The organism is Cytobacillus sp. OWB-43 (genome assembly GCF_034651445.1).
GTDB lineage: Bacteria > Bacillota > Bacilli > Bacillales > Cytobacillaceae > Cytobacillus > Cytobacillus kochii.
On the sequence record NZ_JAYEFF010000003.1, the window covers coordinates 162,662 to 179,173 of the forward strand.

Genomic DNA, 16,512 nt, shown 5'->3' on the forward strand with positions numbered 1-16,512 from the left:
TTGTCCAGTTAATTTTATATAAAAGGAAATATTCGATTTCCTTTTTTGTTTTAAAAGAATAAAGGAAAGGTAGTTGGATCACTAAACCCATTTTCTTGGGAGATTGGATGTAGCATTATTTCGAACATTGACAAAAATAAAAGAGAGTAGTAATATCATATCATAAAAATTAAATGAAAAGCTTATCCAGAGAGACTGAGGGACTAGGCCCTATGACGTCCGGCAACCCCCAATATTGGGAAGGTGCCAATTCCTGCAGAATGATATCCATTCATTCTGAAAGATAAGGCGGAATAAAACCAATGCCTCTTTCAGATGATGAATAGTGGCTTTTTTTATTGGTTAAAATTCTGGTTACAGCTATGGGGAGGAAACATAATGAGAAAGTGGCTAATTGTTTTATTCATTGCAACTGTTTGTTTACTAACAGCATGTGGCGGAGGTTCAGACACGAGTGGAGAAAAGGTGGATGAAACGAAAGAACTAAAAATTGGTGCTACTGCCGGTCCTTATAGTGATATGTTGAAAAAAGCTATTGTACCTGGTCTAGAGGAAAAAGGATATAAAGTAACTGTCGTAGAGTTTAGCGATTATATCCAACCTAACAAAGCTTTAAATGAAGATGATATACAAGCTAACCTTTTCCAACATACAATTTACTTGGAGAATTTTGAGAAAGAAAATAACATGGACTTAGCACCATTAATTATTGTACCAACAGCCCCAATGGGGATTTACTCGAATGTGTTTAATTCAATTGATGAGATTAAAGACGGTGCAACCATTGCTATTCCAAATGACCCAACGAATGCAGCACGCGCTTTAAATACGTTAAATGACGAAGGTCTAATTACGATTGATGAAAACGCCGATCCACTAACAGTATCTGAAAAAGATGTGAAGGAGAATAAAAAGAATTTAGTTTTTCAACCGATTGAAGCAGGACAATTACCAAGATCTCTTGAGGGTGTGGATCTTGCTGCAGTTCCTGGTAACTTTGCGTTGGCAGCCGATATGGACTTATTAAGTGCATTAGCACTAGAAAATATGCTTGATGATTATCGCAACGTGGTTGCAGTTAAAGCAGACTTTGAAGATAAACAATATGCGAAAGACTTAAAAGAAGTGGTCGAGTCTGCAGAATTTGAAAAAATTATCGACGAAGAGTTTCAAGGATTTGGAAAGCCAGCGTGGATGGAATAACGAAGTAATAATAAGCAAGAAACCGGACAAAATTATATGGATTTGTCCGGTTTCTAATAATAGTTGTAGAATACTGTTAAACTTATCTGTGCATAATTTGTATTTTGGTCATTCCTGTACTTATGGATTGTCGAACAACTTTTTCATCCTGGTCATTGACGTTTTTCAACCATTTGTGAAATATTGGTTGTAAGCCGTAAAAGGAAGTGACTCTTCTATACATTTCATCTTTATTGAATTTTGTTTGATAAGATGCGAGAGCTTCTTTGGTGAATTGATCTCTGAAATCCCAATATAGCCCTGCAAAGTCAAACGCCGGGTCCCCTATTTGCGTATCTGTAAAGTCTATAATTCCTGATATTTCCTTTTTGCTTGGATGATAAAGGATATTGGCACTTGTTAGATCACCATGAATCACCACTTTTGCTTCTTTAAATTTTGACACCGCTAAAAACATTTTATCAATTTCTTCTTTTTCTGCGTCTTTTAAGAACGGAAATATTTTTTTAATCAGGGCTTGATGTAATTGCGCCCAATAATTTTCACTATGTAGTTCTTCTATATTACATTTCTTTGCTTCATCTATATCCAGACGATGTAATTCTGTAAGAAATGTTCCTAACCGCTTGGCTTCATATAAAGGAGGAGTAATCAATGAATGAGATAATGCTTGTCCTTTAATGAAGTGGTAAAAAACACCAATCATTTGTCCGTCTTTATTATAAAATGGAAGATAATTTGGTATTTCAATAATGGAAGAAAGATATGAGAGCTGGTGAAGTAGCTTTATTTCCTTTTTTATTTTCACTAATACTTGTTTTGTTTTTGGTATTCGGATGACATATGTTTGATTAACAATATAAATATGATGATCCCAACCAGAATGATTGCTTTCAATCTGTATTTCCTGAAGATGCGGGAGATGGTTTTTAATTAATTCCTTCATGGAACAGTCTCCTTTTTTATTATTTTGTATAAATCGTTTTTTTGAGGGGGAAAATAGGCGAGACATCTTATAAAAGGGGAGTGAAAGCAATGGAAAAAAAGTATGATAATCAAGTGGATGAGAAAATTATTGCTGCTCAAAATGAAGCTCAACAATACAATCAAATGGATACAGAATTAGAACAGTCAGAAGAAGTACAAGCAGCAATGGAGAAAAGTTATGAGTATGAAGTGACGAATCAACAACCGACATATGAACCGAATAAACCATTTTAATTAGAAAGAAGAGACTTCCATTACGTGGAGTCTCTTCTTTCATTATAGCAGACCTTATTTTACATTGATGCTGTTTGATGTGTCTGTTTACTCCCATTATGTTCGGTTCGTCCATAAACTAAAAAGTAAAGAATAATTGAAGCAATCGACACTATCCCCATGTAAATGTATAACATACTGTAGCCAGTTATAGGAATCAGTAAACCTAATAAATAGGGTCCAAAACCTAAACCACCATCGAGAAAGATAAAGAAGGTGGAAGTAGCTAGCCCCATGCGATGGGATGGCGTTAATTTGACCGCAATCGCTTGTGTACAAGACTGCATATTACCAAAGCCTAAGCCAATCAAAGCCCCCGCCACTAATAACATAACACCATTTGATGAATTACTAAGTAAGAATAGACCTACTCCAAATAAAATGAACGCTGGATACATCACGTAATTTGCCCCTTTGCTGTCCATTAATTTACCAGTGAAAGGACGGGATAGTAAGACAGCGATGGCATAGACAAAGAAGAAAAAGCTAGCAGCATTTACTAAGTCCTTTTCAATTGCATAAAAGTTAATAAAAGACAAGACGCTTGAATAACAAAATGCGACTGTTAATGTGACGAGTGCAATTGGAAGTGCCTTTGGTTCAATAAAGCTAGATAATTGAAAAACAGATGATTGAAATTGAGCTTTTTGATCTTCAGTTAACTCTTTCACATTCACAGTTAACCCGATAAGTAGGCCAATAATACCAAGAATCAAACAAAAAATGAAAATCGTATGAAAAGTTGTGTATTGACTCATTAACATACCGATAAAAGGTCCTATTGCTGTCGCTAAAGTATTACTCATACTAAAATAGCCGATTCCTTCACCTTTCCTTGTTTGCGGTATAACTGAAGCGACAATTGTACCACTTGCTGTACTTGCCATCCCTAATGTTAAACCGTGGATAAAGCGGGTAATAAGTAAGAAATTGACATCAATTTCAATAAAATAAAGACTTGTTGATAAACTAAATAATAGTAAGCCAATGATTAAAGTCTTCTTCCGTCCAATACGATCAATATATTTACCGATAAACAATCTTCCTACCAATGTTCCTATAATAAATATGCCAGTAACTAAGCCAGCTTGGCTGGCGGTCGCATGATGTGCTTCAACGGCATACACCGCAATCGTAACCATTAATAAATAAAACACTAATGTTAGAAAAAAGTTTACGGAAGAAACGGTGATAAAGTCCTTGGTCCATAATTTTTCTTTTGTTGAACTCATATTCTTTTCTTCCTCCTTACAAATTGCTTTTAATACTATCAAAAATACGAATACATTCTTCTTGTTCCTCAGGTGTGATTCCCTCTAATATTTCCATTTCGAACTGATCAATCGGAATGCGGATTTTTTTGTATATGCGTTCACCTTCGTTCGTTATTTTCATTTTCTTTTCACGTTTATCCATGCTTGGGATTTTTTCTACATATCCATATTCCTCAAGCTGATTTATGGTCCTCGTAACTGTTGGCTTTTCGACACCTTGATATGCAGCAATCTCTACTAAAGTTGTTGGACCAAAATGGTAGAGATAATAAAGGATTGTCCACTGTGCCCGTTGTAATTGATGTTTCGTTAATAAGCTGTTCAGTCTATTCTCAAAAGGGCGATAAAGCATCATAAAGTGATGAAAGAACCTTTGGCTAGCAATAATAATATTCACCTCATTTAAAATAGTTATCAATGGTAACTAATATACTATAACAAAAAGCCGTCTTGTCTGTCTATGGGCGATAGATTTTTTTCTGTAAAATGGTAAATGTTATGTTAAAATTGTATTTCTTTTAAGATATGTTTGTAGGCGACATTTAAATTGTTATAATAAAAAGTGTTAATTTTAAAGTGAAAAGTAGTGCGATTAAGAAAATAATTGTCAATTTTCTAAAATATTGATATATTTAAATAGAACAATTGAATATTTTCAAAAATAGGTGTAAATAGAATGCTCGCTTGTCTATTTACTTAAAAGGGAAGTACGGTTGGATTCCGTCGCTGTCCCGCAACTGTATTTGCGAGTGATATGAAAGATACCACTGTTTCCTAAAATTGGAGATGGGAAGGTTTCGTATCATGTTGACCATAAGCCAGGAGACCTGCCTGTTTAGTGTAAACATCAATTCCTACGTGGATATAGGAGGTGTTAAGTACGGGTAATGAATACATGCCAAGGTCGCATGTTTATTTTAGTATTCGTTTGAACTTAACAACTTCTTTCTAGAAGTTGTTTTTTTAATGGATTGATATGGTAAAAAGGTGAGCAAGAACGGAGGAAAAAGCTTTGTTTGGAACCGTTCCTTATTATGTGAACATAATGAAATCAACGATCATGATGAACAGCTATTCTGCTGAGAGTTATAGTTTAAAAAGAGTATTAGATCAGTATAAAGAAGACATCCGAACACTCTCTGTAGAAGAAGAGAAGATCCAAATATATTTAAGGAATGCTGAAAGGGCTTACAGCATTGTCAGGCACGATGTAATTGGATGGGAGGAAAATGATTGTGAGCATGGAGGAGAAGTATATACCAGGGTTAGAGGGAATCATAGCTTCTGAGACCAGCATCTCATTTTTAGATACTGTTCATGGAGAGATTGTCATAAAAGGTTATGACTTAATTCAACTTTCAAAAACGAAAAGCTATTTAGATATTATCCATTTACTTCTAGAAGATCAATTACCAACAGACGAGGAAAAAAATTCATTAGCTAATACGTTAAAGTCCTATTATGAAATACCGACGGCCGTAATGGAGGTTTTTACTCATTTACCAAAAGGAACACATCCAATGGATGGGCTCCGCACTGGCATCTCAAGCTTGGCTGGGTATGATACGACCTTAGAAGATAGGTCGAAGCAAGCAAATAAGGAAAGAGCTTATCGTCTACTTGGCGGAGTTCCGACAATTGTAGCTAACAGTTATCGTATATTACAAGGTCTGGAGAGAATTGAACCGGATAAAACCCTATCATATAGTGCCAACTTTTTCTATATGTTAACTGGTAGAGTACCTTCCGATTTAGAAGAAAGAGTATTTGACCAATCATTACTTTTATATAGTGAACATGAAATGCCAAACTCAACATTTGCAGCAAGAGTAATTGCTTCCACGCAATCCGATCTATTTGGAGCGTTAACGGGCGCAGTTGCAAGTTTAAAAGGTAGCTTGCATGGCGGTGCAAATGAAGCGGTTATGTACATGTTGAATGAAGCGGAAAGTGTCGCTGGCTTGGAAGGTCTCTTCTATAAAAAACTATTTAAAAAAGAAAAGATTATGGGCTTTGGTCATAGAGTTTATATGAAAAAAATGGACCCAAGAGCATTAATGATGAAGGAAGCTCTACAGGAGTTATCCATACAAAATGGAGATGATTCGTTGCTTCGAAAATGTGAAGCAGGAGAAAGAATCATGGAAGTTGAGAAAGGGCTATACCCTAATTTAGATTATTATGCCGCACCGGTATATGGCATGTTAGGAATTCCTATCCCACTTTACACACCGATTTTCTTTAGTGCAAGAACGGTTGGTTTATGTGCCCATGTCATTGAACAGCATGAAAACAACCGCTTATTTAGACCGCGGGTCATTTATTCAGGTGCACGTCATACTTTACCAAATTGAGGAGGAGTACGAGTAAATGCTGAAAACGAATGAAAAGGTTGAAACCGATGTTATTTTAACGGAAATTGCTGATTATGTATTGGATTATGAAATAACAAGTGAAGAGGCTTATCGCACGGCACATTATATCTTGCTCGATACAATTGGTTGTGGAATATTAGCGCTTGATTATCCTGAATGTACAAAACTACTTGGTCCTGTTGTGCCAGGAACGGTTGTACCTAATGGAACAAGAGTCCCTGGTACATCATTTGAATTAGACCCCATTAGAGGTGCATTTAATATTGGCTGTATGATTCGCTGGCTGGATTACAATGATACATGGTTAGCTGCTGAATGGGGGCATCCTTCTGACAACCTTGGTGGTATTTTGGCAGTTGCAGATTATTTAAGTAGGCAACGTCTTTCAGTTGGTAAAGAGCCAGTTAAAATGATTGAAGTCCTGGAAATGATGATCAAGGCTCATGAAATTCAAGGAATATTAGCGCTAGATAATAGTTTAAATCGCGTGGGTTTAGATCATGTACTGTTTGTTAAAGTGGCAACAACTGCTGTTACGGCAAAGATGCTTGGTGCAACAAAAGAAGAGGTGATTCATGCATTATCACTTGCATGGGTGGATAATTCTGCATTAAGGACATATCGTCATGCGCCAAATACGGGTTCAAGAAAATCATGGGCTGCTGGAGATGCGACAAGTAGGGGTGTTCAGTTAGCTATGATGGCTGTGAAAGGTGAAATGGGCTATAACAGTGTCTTATCTGCACCTAACTGGGGATTTGAAGACGTTCTGTTTAAAGGGCAAAAACTTACCCTACAAAGAGAGTTAAGTGCTTATGTAATGGAAAATGTGTTATTCAAAGTTTCTTATCCGGCAGAATTTCACGCGCAAACTGCAGCGGAGTGTGCCGTTTCACTTCATCAAAATGGCGATGTGGGTGATTTAAGCGATATCGATCGAATTACGATTACCACACATGAATCAGCGATTAGGATTATCGATAAAACAGGTCCATTACATAATCCAGCTGACCGCGATCACTGTATTCAGTACATTACAGCTATTGGTTTATTAAAAGGAAATATTCGCGCTGAGGATTATGGGGATGATGTAGCTAGCGACCCCCGAGTAGACACCTTACGAGAGAAGATGGAGGTAGTGGAAGATCTGCAATACTCGAAGGATTATTTAGATCCGAACAAGCGCTCAATCGCTAATGCAGTTCAAATCCATTATAAGGATGGAACTTCTTCTGAGAAGATTGAATGTGAATATCCATTAGGTCATCGATTCCGCCGTGACGAAGCGATTCCAAAAGTATTGCAGAAATTCGAGTATAATATTAAAACTCATTTTTCAAACAAGGCACAAAAAAGCATTGCTGGAGCTATTTCCGATCAAGAAACGTTAAAAGAGATGGCAGTAAATGAATTTATGAATTTATTCTTAATCTAGGAGGGGATGCAAGATGGCATGGATTGTTCATAAACCTGTGACTCAACAAGATTTAGCTGAGCAATTTCGTTCAAAAATGCTAGATAAGAATATATTGCAAATACCTGGGGCGCATGATGCAATGGCAGGCTTAATGGCAAAACAAGCAGGCTTTCATGCTCTGTACTTATCAGGCGCTGCATATATGGCAAGTAAAGGACTGCCAGACTTAGGTATGGTTACATCTACTGAGATGGCAGAAAGGGCGAAAGAAATTATTCGAGCAACTAATTTGCCATTACTTGTTGATATTGATACAGGGTTCGGTGGGATATTAAATGCGGCAAGAACAGCTGTAGAAATGCAAGAAGCTGGAGTGGCTGCTGTGCAGATAGAGGATCAAAAGTTACCGAAAAAATGTGGCCATTTAAATGGAAAACAGCTTGTAACATCAGAAGAAATGATACAAAAAATTAGAGTAATTAAAGAAGTTGCCCCTCATCTAATGATAATAGCAAGAACAGACGCACGAGCGGTGGAAGGACTTGATGAAGCGATTGAACGAGCGAAAGCATATGCAGAAGCTGGAGCGGACGCTATTTTCCCAGAAGCATTAAAAACGGAAGAAGAGTTTAGTCTATTTTCACAAGCGATTTCAATTCCTTTACTAGCAAATATGACTGAATTTGGTCAGACACCTTACTACTCAGCGGATGAATTTTCACAAATGGGCTTTCAAATGGTTATCTACCCTGTTACTTCATTAAGAGTGGCAGCGAAGGCATATGAAAACGTTTTTAATATCATTAAAGAAACAGGGTCACAAAAAGATGCACTTGCTAATATGCAAACAAGAAAAGAACTATATCAAACAATCAGCTATGATGATTTTGAAGAATTAGATGATACATTAGCAAAAACTATATTGACAGAAGAATAATTGTATAGGCGTTCGGTTATACAGCCGAGCGTCAACCTTCCTTAATTATTTTACTTCATAAAAGATTAGGAGAAATGAAAAAATGAACGCAAGGAATGAAATAATTATACAGCACCTAATTGGGGAAATGGCCAGTAATAAATACTTTATTAATGTGTTATTGCATAAACAAGAAACGCTCAATGATAACCTTATTTGGCTTATGATGAAGTTGAAAAAGCGTGGTGAAATGAAAATCACGGATATCTCTACAGATTTCTATATGTCCCCAGCAGCTGCAACGAATATGAGTGATAAATTAAAGGTACTTGGTTTTGTAACTAAAAGTAGAGCACATAATGACCGTCGAATTGTTAGTGTTCGTTTAACACAAGAGGGAGCGGCCTATATTAATGCCTTATTTAATACTTATTCGTATGAACAATTATGTTCTCTTCAACAGCAAATATCTACCATCAATACTTCTCTTGAAAAAATAGCAAAAATTATCTAATGCTTTTTTTCCCGAATAAAAGAGGATAAGGTCATTTAACAGTAGGTTCTGTTTTACTCACCTTATCCACTTTTATATATTCTTTCGGATATCGTTCATATAATACTTGAAAGCCATAATTAATTAATGCATAGGCGAAGGCAGAAATAAATAATGAAAATGATGTGAATTTATACAGTTTATAATGACCAATTTTTTGAAAGAAAGCATTGAAAGGATAGGCAAATAAAAGGTCAATAATTAGATTAAGACCGACATATCGAAAAAACTTCCCGTATGTTAAATGGAACACCCAAATATTAATTGTGAATAAGGGTCCCAATATAAAGGCAATTGAATCATAAAGCATGTATTTCTTTCCGCCCTTTACCCTCCACCATTTAAAAACAAACGAAAATAATGTTTCAATTAAAAGGATGCAAGAGCAAAATAAAGTAACAGGAAGAAACCTTTTAATTGATTTACCAGGAATAAAAAACATCGTTCCCCATAAGATGATGGCATTAAATACACGAAAGAAATTAGCTGCACTCAAGTTTACCCTCCTCTAAAAACATTATTATCATTAGAATGTGATACATCAATAAAATTATGTGTGCAAGATGTATTTTTAAGAATATATCTAGTTGGTAAAAATGAACAATATAAACAGTAATAATAAGCGGAGGCATTCTATGAAAGGAATTGGCATTCTTCAATATGGCGATATTCACCAATTACGTGAAATTGTATTAGTAACACCACCAGTTGGTGATGACGAGATATTAATTCAAATAAAAGCGAGTGGCGTGTTAGAGAGTGACTGGCAATTAAGGTCGGGGCAACGTTTGAGTGACAATCTTAACTTACCGGTCATTCTAGGAAGTTCGGGAGCCGGAATCATTAAAGCAATTGGAAAAGACGTCTCCCAGTTCAAAGCTGGTGACAAAGTTTTCTTTCTAACAACTATTTCTACATATGGGACATATGCCAACGAAACGTTAGTACCATCATCTAATGTTTGTCTCATGCCTAATAATTTAACATTTATTGAATCGGCTGCTCTATTAGAAAGTAGTATAGCGGCATGGCAAGCAACAGTTGAGGGGAGGGTGAGGGAAGGAAGCCATGTTCTAATCTTAGGTAGTCAAACGAATGTAGGTTTGATGCTCATTCAATTATTAAGGGCAATGGGCACAGTGGTAGGCATACTTTCCGAAGATATAAAGCAGAAAGATGTCATTCATATTGATGGGGATTGTCTGAATCCTATTCATAAGCAACAACGCTTTGATCTACTAATTGATACAATTGGACAAGGCTATCCATATTTAAGTGCGTTAAGGTGGTTGAAGCCAGAAGCAGAAGTGCTAAAATTCACAAAACCGAAATTTCAAGTCGTTGATAAAGAATGTTTGTCAATAAGATATATTACTACATATTCAATTAAGAAGGGGTTAGAACAGATAAAACAATTAGTAGAAAAAGGTAATCTAACCCCAGTTTTGGCGCATGTGTATCCGTTGAATATTGAAGGTATACAAAAAGCCCACATAAAAAAACAATATGGTCACTGTCAGGGGGAAATTGTTGTCTGCCATCGAGGATAAAAGTAGTTAAGATTTTTTAGAGTTTGATAAAATAACTACAATCATTTCGTAACGCGAAGTTTTCTACCTACCAATCACCTCTAGGCATGTTATAATAATTCATGAAAATTCAGAATAAGGAGGTCGCTACCTTTGACACTATTGCAAGATATTTATCAAAAATCACTCTACACTTTAAGCGGTCATGGAGTGCGACAAGTGGAAGTGCTTAAAGAAGCCTTCCGTCATGTACCAGAAGATGTCACTAGCGATTTTTACGGGGAAGGTCAAATCATTGCAGAATTTGAAAAAAAGATGGCAACATTATTAGGAAAAGAAAAAGCAGTCTTCTTTCCGAGTGGAACAATGGCGCAACAAATTGCTCTGAGAATCTGGAGTGATAAAAAACAATCAAAAAAAATTGCCTATCATCCATTATGCCACCTAGAAATTCATGAACAAGATGGTCCTAAGATGCTACACGAGTTTGATGTAACATTCGTCAGTGAAGAAAGTAGACCTGTAGGCTATGAAGAGATTAGTCACTTAGATGAGTCGTTCGCTGCATTGTTATTAGAGTTGCCACAGAGAGAAATAGGCGGGTCCGTACCCCCATTTTCAGAACTTCTGCAAATGGCGAATCATTGCCGCGAGAATAATATTAAACTACATTTAGATGGTGCGAGATTATTAGAAGTGCTTCCTTATTATGAAAAGAGCGCAGAAGAAGTAAGTGCATTATTTGACAGTGTATATCTTTCTTTTTATAAAGGTGTAGGTGGGATAGCTGGAGCAATTTTAGCAGGTGATGAGTCTTTTATTGAAGAAGCAAAGATTTGGAAAAAAAGGTTCGGCGGAGATCTCATTAGTCTTTACCCTTATATCATTCCAGCAGACTATTATTATGAAAAAAGAAAAGATAAAATGAAGCGATATTATGAAATATCACGATTCTTCGCTGTGCGATTTAATCAAATAAATGGTTTATATACAAAACCAAAAATACCCCAATCAAATATGTTCCATCTTTATTTTGAAAAAGACATCGAGGATATAGAACAATTGTTGAAATTGGTGTATGAGGAATGCGGTGTGGGTATCACATCTAGAGTTCAAAAGAAAGATAACGAGTATTTTGCTGAAATTAGTTTTGGTGATGCAGTTACGGTTATACCAGAAACAGTAATAGAAAAAATTTTTTTAACAATCAAACAAAATATATAATTCTTATTCATAGAATGAGAGAAAAAAATATATACAGGAAAGCAAAAAGCTGCTTATGCAGGCTATTAGGAAGAAATATTGATGACTCCCTTTTAGGAAAAATATAGAAATGCAAGAGGCGATAGATATGAGAAGAAAGACAATGCTATCAAAGTACTGAAAGGTGAGTTTTCTGAAAAGTAAGCTTATCAAGATCGAAAATAAAAAGATGAGAAGGATAAGTAGAACTTTAAAAGATATCAATGGACATTCCTCCTTCTATAAAATTTGTAATGGACCTCTGAAGTAGCCTTTATATTAGTATATGTATACATAGTGAATCCTCTCAAAAAAAGGGTGCCGTTCATAAAAAAACGGCAAATATCACAGTTTGATTAAGGAGATGTTAACAATTAAGGTGATCATTATCGGATCAGGCATAGTTGGAGCGAGTGCTGCTTATCATTTAAGTAGAAACGGCATCGATGTTACTGTAATTGATGCGAACCATGAAGGTAGGGCATCTGCTGCAGGAGCTGGAATTGTTTGTCCATGGATTACTCATCATAAACATCCAGATTGGTATACATTGGCTCGAAGGGGAGCTTTGTATTATGGAGAGCTCACTAAAGAATTAGAAAATGATGGTGAATGGGATATAGGATATAAACAGGTTGGTGCACTGGCAATAAGCAAAGAGGATGAGGTAATAAAACAATTTCAAGCGGAGGCAATGAGCAAACGAGCTGCGGCTACGCCTGAGGTAGGAGATATTAAGCGCTTATCAGGGGAGGAAGCACGAGGTTTATTCCCGCTATTGAATATAGAATATCAAGCACTTTATGTGAGTGGGGGAGCTAGAGTGGATGCACATTTACTTTGTCAAGCGATGCAAAGAGCGTCTTCCTTACATGGGGCTCAATTTGTAGAAGGCAAAGCAAGTCTTACTCTAAAGAATGGGCATGTAGTTGGTGCAGAGGTAAATGGAGAATTATATGCGTGTGACCAAATCATTGTAACGACTGGCGCATGGACAAATGAGTTTCTTTCACCCCTTCATTGTTCTATTGCTATTAAACCACAACGTGGGCAAATTATTCATTTCGGTGTAAAGGAACATATTACTTCAGAATGGCCAGTTGTTATACCGGATTCTAGTTACTATATGCTTGCCTTTGATGATCAAAGAATCGTTGTAGGTGCAACGAGAGAAACGGGGGCAGGATTTGATTATCGATTGACAGCTGGAGGAGTGAAAGAAGTAATTGAAGCAGGACTGGAGATGGCAGCATCATTAGAAAATAGTTCAATTTCCGAGATGCGTGTAGGTTTTAGACCAATGGGACCCGACACCCTTCCGTTATTAGGTAAACTGCAAGGACATCATAATGTCACTATAGCCACAGGCTTGGGGCCGTCGGGGATAACAATGGGGCCTTACATAGGCGTAGTAGCTAGTGAAATCGCTTTGAATCATACTTTACCATTTGATCTAACTCCTTATGACCCCTTAAGATAATGAATGATGTTTTGCCTTGGTCATTGATACCAAGGCAATTATTTTTGGAAAGGATGAGGTTTGTGATTTATAAAAAAAGAGATAAAGGGTCAGGTTATAGAAGTGAAAATGGAATGGCCGTAAAAGTAGAAGTGTCGCTTGAAATAATCTCAATGTAATCTGCCGTTCATTGTAAGTGGAAATTGATTACGTGAAAATATAAAACAGATGTATATCTTACTCAAGAAGAAAAAAAAAGGGAGAATTGTAGCTAAAAAGAAGATCCGAGCAGAAAAAAATTAGGCGTCATTCGCTAAGGAAAAACGCGCTAAAGATGATATGGGATAAGGGGAAGGAAATTCTCCAAAACTATGTTCAATATTGATTCATAGGTTAATTACTTAATATGATATAGATGTTATTACCCACTTGCTTGATCTCTCCCAAAAAATGGCCAATCCCTTCTATAAAGATGCCATCTATTGTCTGTTCCGGAGGGTGATTAATGACAAATTGTAGCTGTAACACATCGTTTAATCTATTTTCTGTTAAGGCTAATACAGGTCGTGAAAAATATATGGACTGCTCTTGAAGACGTATGGTCATACCGTTTTTATGAAGGAAGTTTTTATGCGATTGTATGGTATTCATAGGGTCAAATTGTTGAATCCTTCCTTTGCCTATCAGTGTTAGAAGGAACCCATTTGTTTTTTTAAAACTGCTAATTTCAAGCTCTTTATTCATTTCAGCTTCCTGAATAAGATCGTCTAAGGAAAATGGCAGATGCATTTTCTTTGGTGCTCTAGCTATTGGTTCAAATTCTTTTTGTAAGATTTCATAAATAGTTAGTTGATGTTCGAATAATTCTTCTTTCCATTGTGGAGAGAATTTCTCAAGTAATAAACAAAGAGCTAAACCTGAGGGATAGCAACTATGTCTTATTCTATTTGTCATAATAGAGTAGTCTGTTAATGACTTAATATAACGCTCAAGTACCAGTTCATCTGTTTGGTTGACGATATCTTTATATGCAAGGAATTCGATAAAAAACGCCGGTCCTTCAATTGTTTCAATACGGCTTTCATACTGTACCAACTCATTGTACTGCACTTTTCTTTTTTCTCGCCAATATATGAAGGCTTGAATCGCTTCTCTTTGTCTATTGATATTAGTAATACGTAATGCGTGGTTAAGACACTCTCTTTCTTGGATTCTCCATTGAATATTTTCTCTTTCAAGAGGATAAGCAATTCCTACTAATTCATTGGGAAAACGCTTTTCTTTCTTATGATATTGATGGCAATGAAAAAGCTCATGAATAAGGGTGGCGTATACTTCCTCTTTATTAAGATTATTTATGTCGACAATGGCTGTTACTTCATTTTCGAAAATTATTGAGGTAGAGCCCGTAAATTGATTGTTCCATGGGAGTATGACTTCTTGACCATTAAAATGCGGATGATGATATAAACAAACAGACTCATGATCATAATAGGCATAAGGTGAAGCGATAAAATGTGGCCAATAGTTTGGGAGCATTGTATGAATGGTAGTCACTTCAGTTAATTGTTGGTTGATCATAATCATCTCCTTCATTAGAAGTATTAGTAAATGATAATATATAAACCTAGTGCAATAATAGATAGGATAATCAGGATAATATATATAAGTGAAAGGTTTCTACTGTTTTTCTTTGTAGAAGATCGATAATTGTCATCACTGCGACTTGTCAATAACAAAGTACCAACAATAGCAACAATGAGTAAAAAGATTATAATGCCGTATAATACAGTCATGAGGTTCTCCTTTTCTCATACTTATTCAATCATCTAGGGGTATCTAGTCAAATGTCTTTCTTATGATTATAATGGAAGAGGTTGTATTTTTATAGCTATAGATTGTCACTTCTTTTTGAAGATATTGTGAAAAGGTTTACTTAAAAAGTTATAAATACTTTTTTAGTGTTACAATATAATTGAAATTTCTTATGGAAGGGAAAGTTCCTCTTGTTATGGAAAAAGGTATTAGCATGAATAATTCAATGCAGCAACTCGAAAAGCGTCAACCAATTACAAGAATTCTAGCTGCTACCATTAAAACAGGGATTATTAAATCCAATTTGTTTCCGATGTTCGCAGGGTTAACGCTAGCCTTATATACGTATGATTATAGTATTTTAGACAAGATACCAGCAATATTATTTGCCTTATTTGGCTCTATTTTTATTATCGGCTCTGCCGGTGCCTTCAATAATATTTATGATAGAGATATTGACTCTATCATGGAGCGTACGAAGACTAGACCAACAGTAACAGGAGATATCACTACTAAATCAGTGTTAATTCTAGCGACAGTGATGGGATTAGTAGGTATTATTTTGTTATCATTAGCAACTCCGCTAGCAGGATTGCTCGGTTTTTTAGGTTGGTTTTTTTATGTTGTACCTTATACTATGTGGACAAAAAGAAGAACCATTTATAATACGGAAGTTGGGAGTATCTCCGGAGCAATGCCTCCTTTAATTGGATGGGCTGCTATTCATCCAGATATTTTACACCCGGCAATATTAGGCTTGTTCGTCATTCAAGTTATTTGGCAAATGCCACATTTTTATGCGATTGCCATTCGTAAACATGATGACTATAAAGCGGCAAATGTTCCGATGTTACCTGTTGTAAAAGGAATACGTCGCACCTATTTACAGACAAATGTCTATCTTGTTTTGTTAATTTTAACAAGCTTTTTATTTTGGCCATTAAGCCCTGGGTTAACGCTTGTATCATTGTTACTTGGTATTGGTTGGTTAATTCTTAGTATCTATGGTTATAAGAAGATGGATCCGAAGAAATGGGCAAACGCTTTATTCGCCTATTCACTTATCCATATGACAGTCCTTTTTTCAACGGTAATTATTTATTCTTTAGTAGGGATTATTTTTAATTTGAAGTAATTAAGTATGCGATCTTAGCATCATTTGAACTCGAACAATACAGTGTTCGAGTTTTTTTATTTGCTGTGCAAGTTGGGCAGTGGGCAGTTCGATGTTTGTTCTTTCTAGTTCGCATTTAGTGCATGTGATGATGATCAGAATAGGGGGGGAACGCGTCAAAAATTCGTGTCGATGGTGAAAATTGATTGGAAAAGGTAAGAAACGCGTCAAAAACCCGTGTCGAGAGAAAAATTTGATTGGAAAAGACAAGAACCGCGTCAAAAATCCGTGTCGATGGTAAAATTTGATTTGAAAAGGTAAGAACCGCGTCAAAAATCCGTGTCGAGAGGAAAAT

17 protein-coding genes and 2 riboswitches are annotated in these 16,512 nt (G+C 36.0%); of the genes, 11 read left to right on the plus strand and 6 right to left on the minus strand.

Going from position 1 to position 16,512, the window contains the following annotated elements:
- The first annotated feature begins 179 nt into the window (after positions 1-179).
- Positions 180-290: riboswitch (SAM riboswitch) on the plus strand.
- 88 nt (positions 291-378) lie between these two features.
- Complete coding sequence (locus tag U9M49_RS13475) at positions 379-1,203, plus strand: MetQ/NlpA family ABC transporter substrate-binding protein (RefSeq protein WP_307317105.1); 825 nt, start codon at positions 379-381, stop codon at positions 1,201-1,203.
- Between the two features lie 82 nt (positions 1,204-1,285).
- Here the strand turns inward: U9M49_RS13475 and U9M49_RS13480 are convergent, their stop codons facing one another.
- Positions 1,286-2,149, minus strand: a complete 864-nt coding sequence (locus U9M49_RS13480; protein ID WP_322909963.1) for an aminoglycoside phosphotransferase family protein — start codon at positions 2,147-2,149, stop codon at positions 1,286-1,288.
- Positions 2,150-2,238: 89 nt separating this feature from the next.
- Between U9M49_RS13480 and U9M49_RS13485 the strand changes: the two genes are divergently transcribed.
- Positions 2,239-2,424 (plus strand): hypothetical protein, encoded by a 186-nt coding sequence (locus tag U9M49_RS13485; protein ID WP_095370289.1) that lies wholly within the window; start codon positions 2,239-2,241, stop codon positions 2,422-2,424.
- Positions 2,425-2,483: 59 nt separating this feature from the next.
- On the opposite strand, the gene U9M49_RS13490 is transcribed toward U9M49_RS13485, so the two are convergent.
- Both U9M49_RS13490 and U9M49_RS13495 read right to left on the minus strand, forming a co-directional pair.
- Positions 2,484-3,695, minus strand: coding sequence for an MFS transporter (locus U9M49_RS13490; RefSeq protein WP_322909965.1), 1,212 nt, complete (start codon positions 3,693-3,695; stop codon positions 2,484-2,486).
- A gap of 16 nt (positions 3,696-3,711) precedes the next feature.
- Positions 3,712-4,155 (minus strand): MarR family winged helix-turn-helix transcriptional regulator, encoded by a 444-nt coding sequence (locus tag U9M49_RS13495; RefSeq protein ID WP_224934930.1) that lies wholly within the window; start codon positions 4,153-4,155, stop codon positions 3,712-3,714.
- A 228-nt stretch (positions 4,156-4,383) separates the two neighbouring features.
- A riboswitch (cobalamin riboswitch) is annotated at positions 4,384-4,587 on the plus strand.
- 162 nt (positions 4,588-4,749) lie between these two features.
- Between U9M49_RS13495 and U9M49_RS13500 the strand changes: the two genes are divergently transcribed.
- The 5 genes from U9M49_RS13500 (at position 4,750) to U9M49_RS13520 (ending at position 8,959) form a co-directional block, all read left to right on the plus strand.
- Positions 4,750-5,025 (plus strand): hypothetical protein, encoded by a 276-nt coding sequence (locus U9M49_RS13500; RefSeq protein WP_307317097.1) that lies wholly within the window; start codon positions 4,750-4,752, stop codon positions 5,023-5,025.
- Positions 4,970-6,091 (plus strand): citrate synthase, encoded by a 1,122-nt coding sequence (gene mmgD, locus U9M49_RS13505; protein WP_322910073.1) that lies wholly within the window; start codon positions 4,970-4,972, stop codon positions 6,089-6,091. The genes U9M49_RS13500 and mmgD overlap by 56 nt, the downstream gene beginning before the upstream one ends.
- A 16-nt stretch (positions 6,092-6,107) precedes the next feature.
- Positions 6,108-7,547 (plus strand): bifunctional 2-methylcitrate dehydratase/aconitate hydratase, encoded by a 1,440-nt coding sequence (locus tag U9M49_RS13510; protein WP_322909966.1) that lies wholly within the window; start codon positions 6,108-6,110, stop codon positions 7,545-7,547.
- 13 nt (positions 7,548-7,560) lie between these two features.
- Positions 7,561-8,466, plus strand: a complete 906-nt coding sequence (gene prpB / locus U9M49_RS13515; protein WP_322909967.1) for a methylisocitrate lyase — start codon at positions 7,561-7,563, stop codon at positions 8,464-8,466.
- An 82-nt stretch (positions 8,467-8,548) separates the two neighbouring features.
- Positions 8,549-8,959: a MarR family transcriptional regulator gene (locus tag U9M49_RS13520; protein WP_095370282.1), complete on the plus strand. Its 411-nt coding sequence runs from the start codon at positions 8,549-8,551 to the stop codon at positions 8,957-8,959.
- Between the two features lie 31 nt (positions 8,960-8,990).
- Here the strand turns inward: U9M49_RS13520 and U9M49_RS13525 are convergent, their stop codons facing one another.
- Positions 8,991-9,494 carry a hypothetical protein gene (locus tag U9M49_RS13525; protein ID WP_322909968.1) on the minus strand — a complete coding sequence of 168 codons (504 nt, stop codon included), beginning with the start codon at positions 9,492-9,494 and terminating at the stop codon, positions 8,991-8,993.
- Positions 9,495-9,633: 139 nt separating this feature from the next.
- Here U9M49_RS13525 and U9M49_RS13530 point away from each other — a divergent pair, with 139 nt between their 5' ends.
- The 3 genes from U9M49_RS13530 (at position 9,634) to U9M49_RS13540 (ending at position 13,249) form a co-directional block, all read left to right on the plus strand.
- On the plus strand, positions 9,634-10,548 hold the full coding sequence (locus U9M49_RS13530) for an NADP-dependent oxidoreductase (RefSeq protein WP_322909969.1): 915 nt from the start codon (positions 9,634-9,636) through the stop codon (positions 10,546-10,548).
- A 132-nt stretch (positions 10,549-10,680) separates the two neighbouring features.
- On the plus strand, positions 10,681-11,751 hold the full coding sequence (locus U9M49_RS13535; protein WP_322909970.1) for a threonine aldolase family protein: 1,071 nt from the start codon (positions 10,681-10,683) through the stop codon (positions 11,749-11,751).
- Positions 11,752-12,133: 382 nt separating this feature from the next.
- Positions 12,134-13,249 carry an FAD-dependent oxidoreductase gene (locus U9M49_RS13540; protein WP_322909971.1) on the plus strand — a complete coding sequence of 372 codons (1,116 nt, stop codon included), beginning with the start codon at positions 12,134-12,136 and terminating at the stop codon, positions 13,247-13,249.
- A gap of 372 nt (positions 13,250-13,621) precedes the next feature.
- Here U9M49_RS13540 and U9M49_RS13545 read toward each other — a convergent pair whose 3' ends face one another.
- Together U9M49_RS13545 and U9M49_RS13550 are read right to left on the minus strand one after the other, a co-directional pair.
- Complete coding sequence (locus tag U9M49_RS13545; protein ID WP_322909972.1) at positions 13,622-14,809, minus strand: hypothetical protein; 1,188 nt, start codon at positions 14,807-14,809, stop codon at positions 13,622-13,624.
- A 23-nt stretch (positions 14,810-14,832) separates the two neighbouring features.
- Positions 14,833-15,024 (minus strand): hypothetical protein, encoded by a 192-nt coding sequence (locus tag U9M49_RS13550; protein WP_095370279.1) that lies wholly within the window; start codon positions 15,022-15,024, stop codon positions 14,833-14,835.
- A 233-nt stretch (positions 15,025-15,257) separates the two neighbouring features.
- Between U9M49_RS13550 and cyoE the strand changes: the two genes are divergently transcribed.
- The gene (cyoE, locus tag U9M49_RS13555) at positions 15,258-16,178 is read left to right on the plus strand and encodes a heme o synthase (protein ID WP_307317071.1); all 921 of its coding nucleotides are present in this window, start codon (positions 15,258-15,260) and stop codon (positions 16,176-16,178) included.
- Positions 16,179-16,512: the final 334 nt, after the last annotated feature.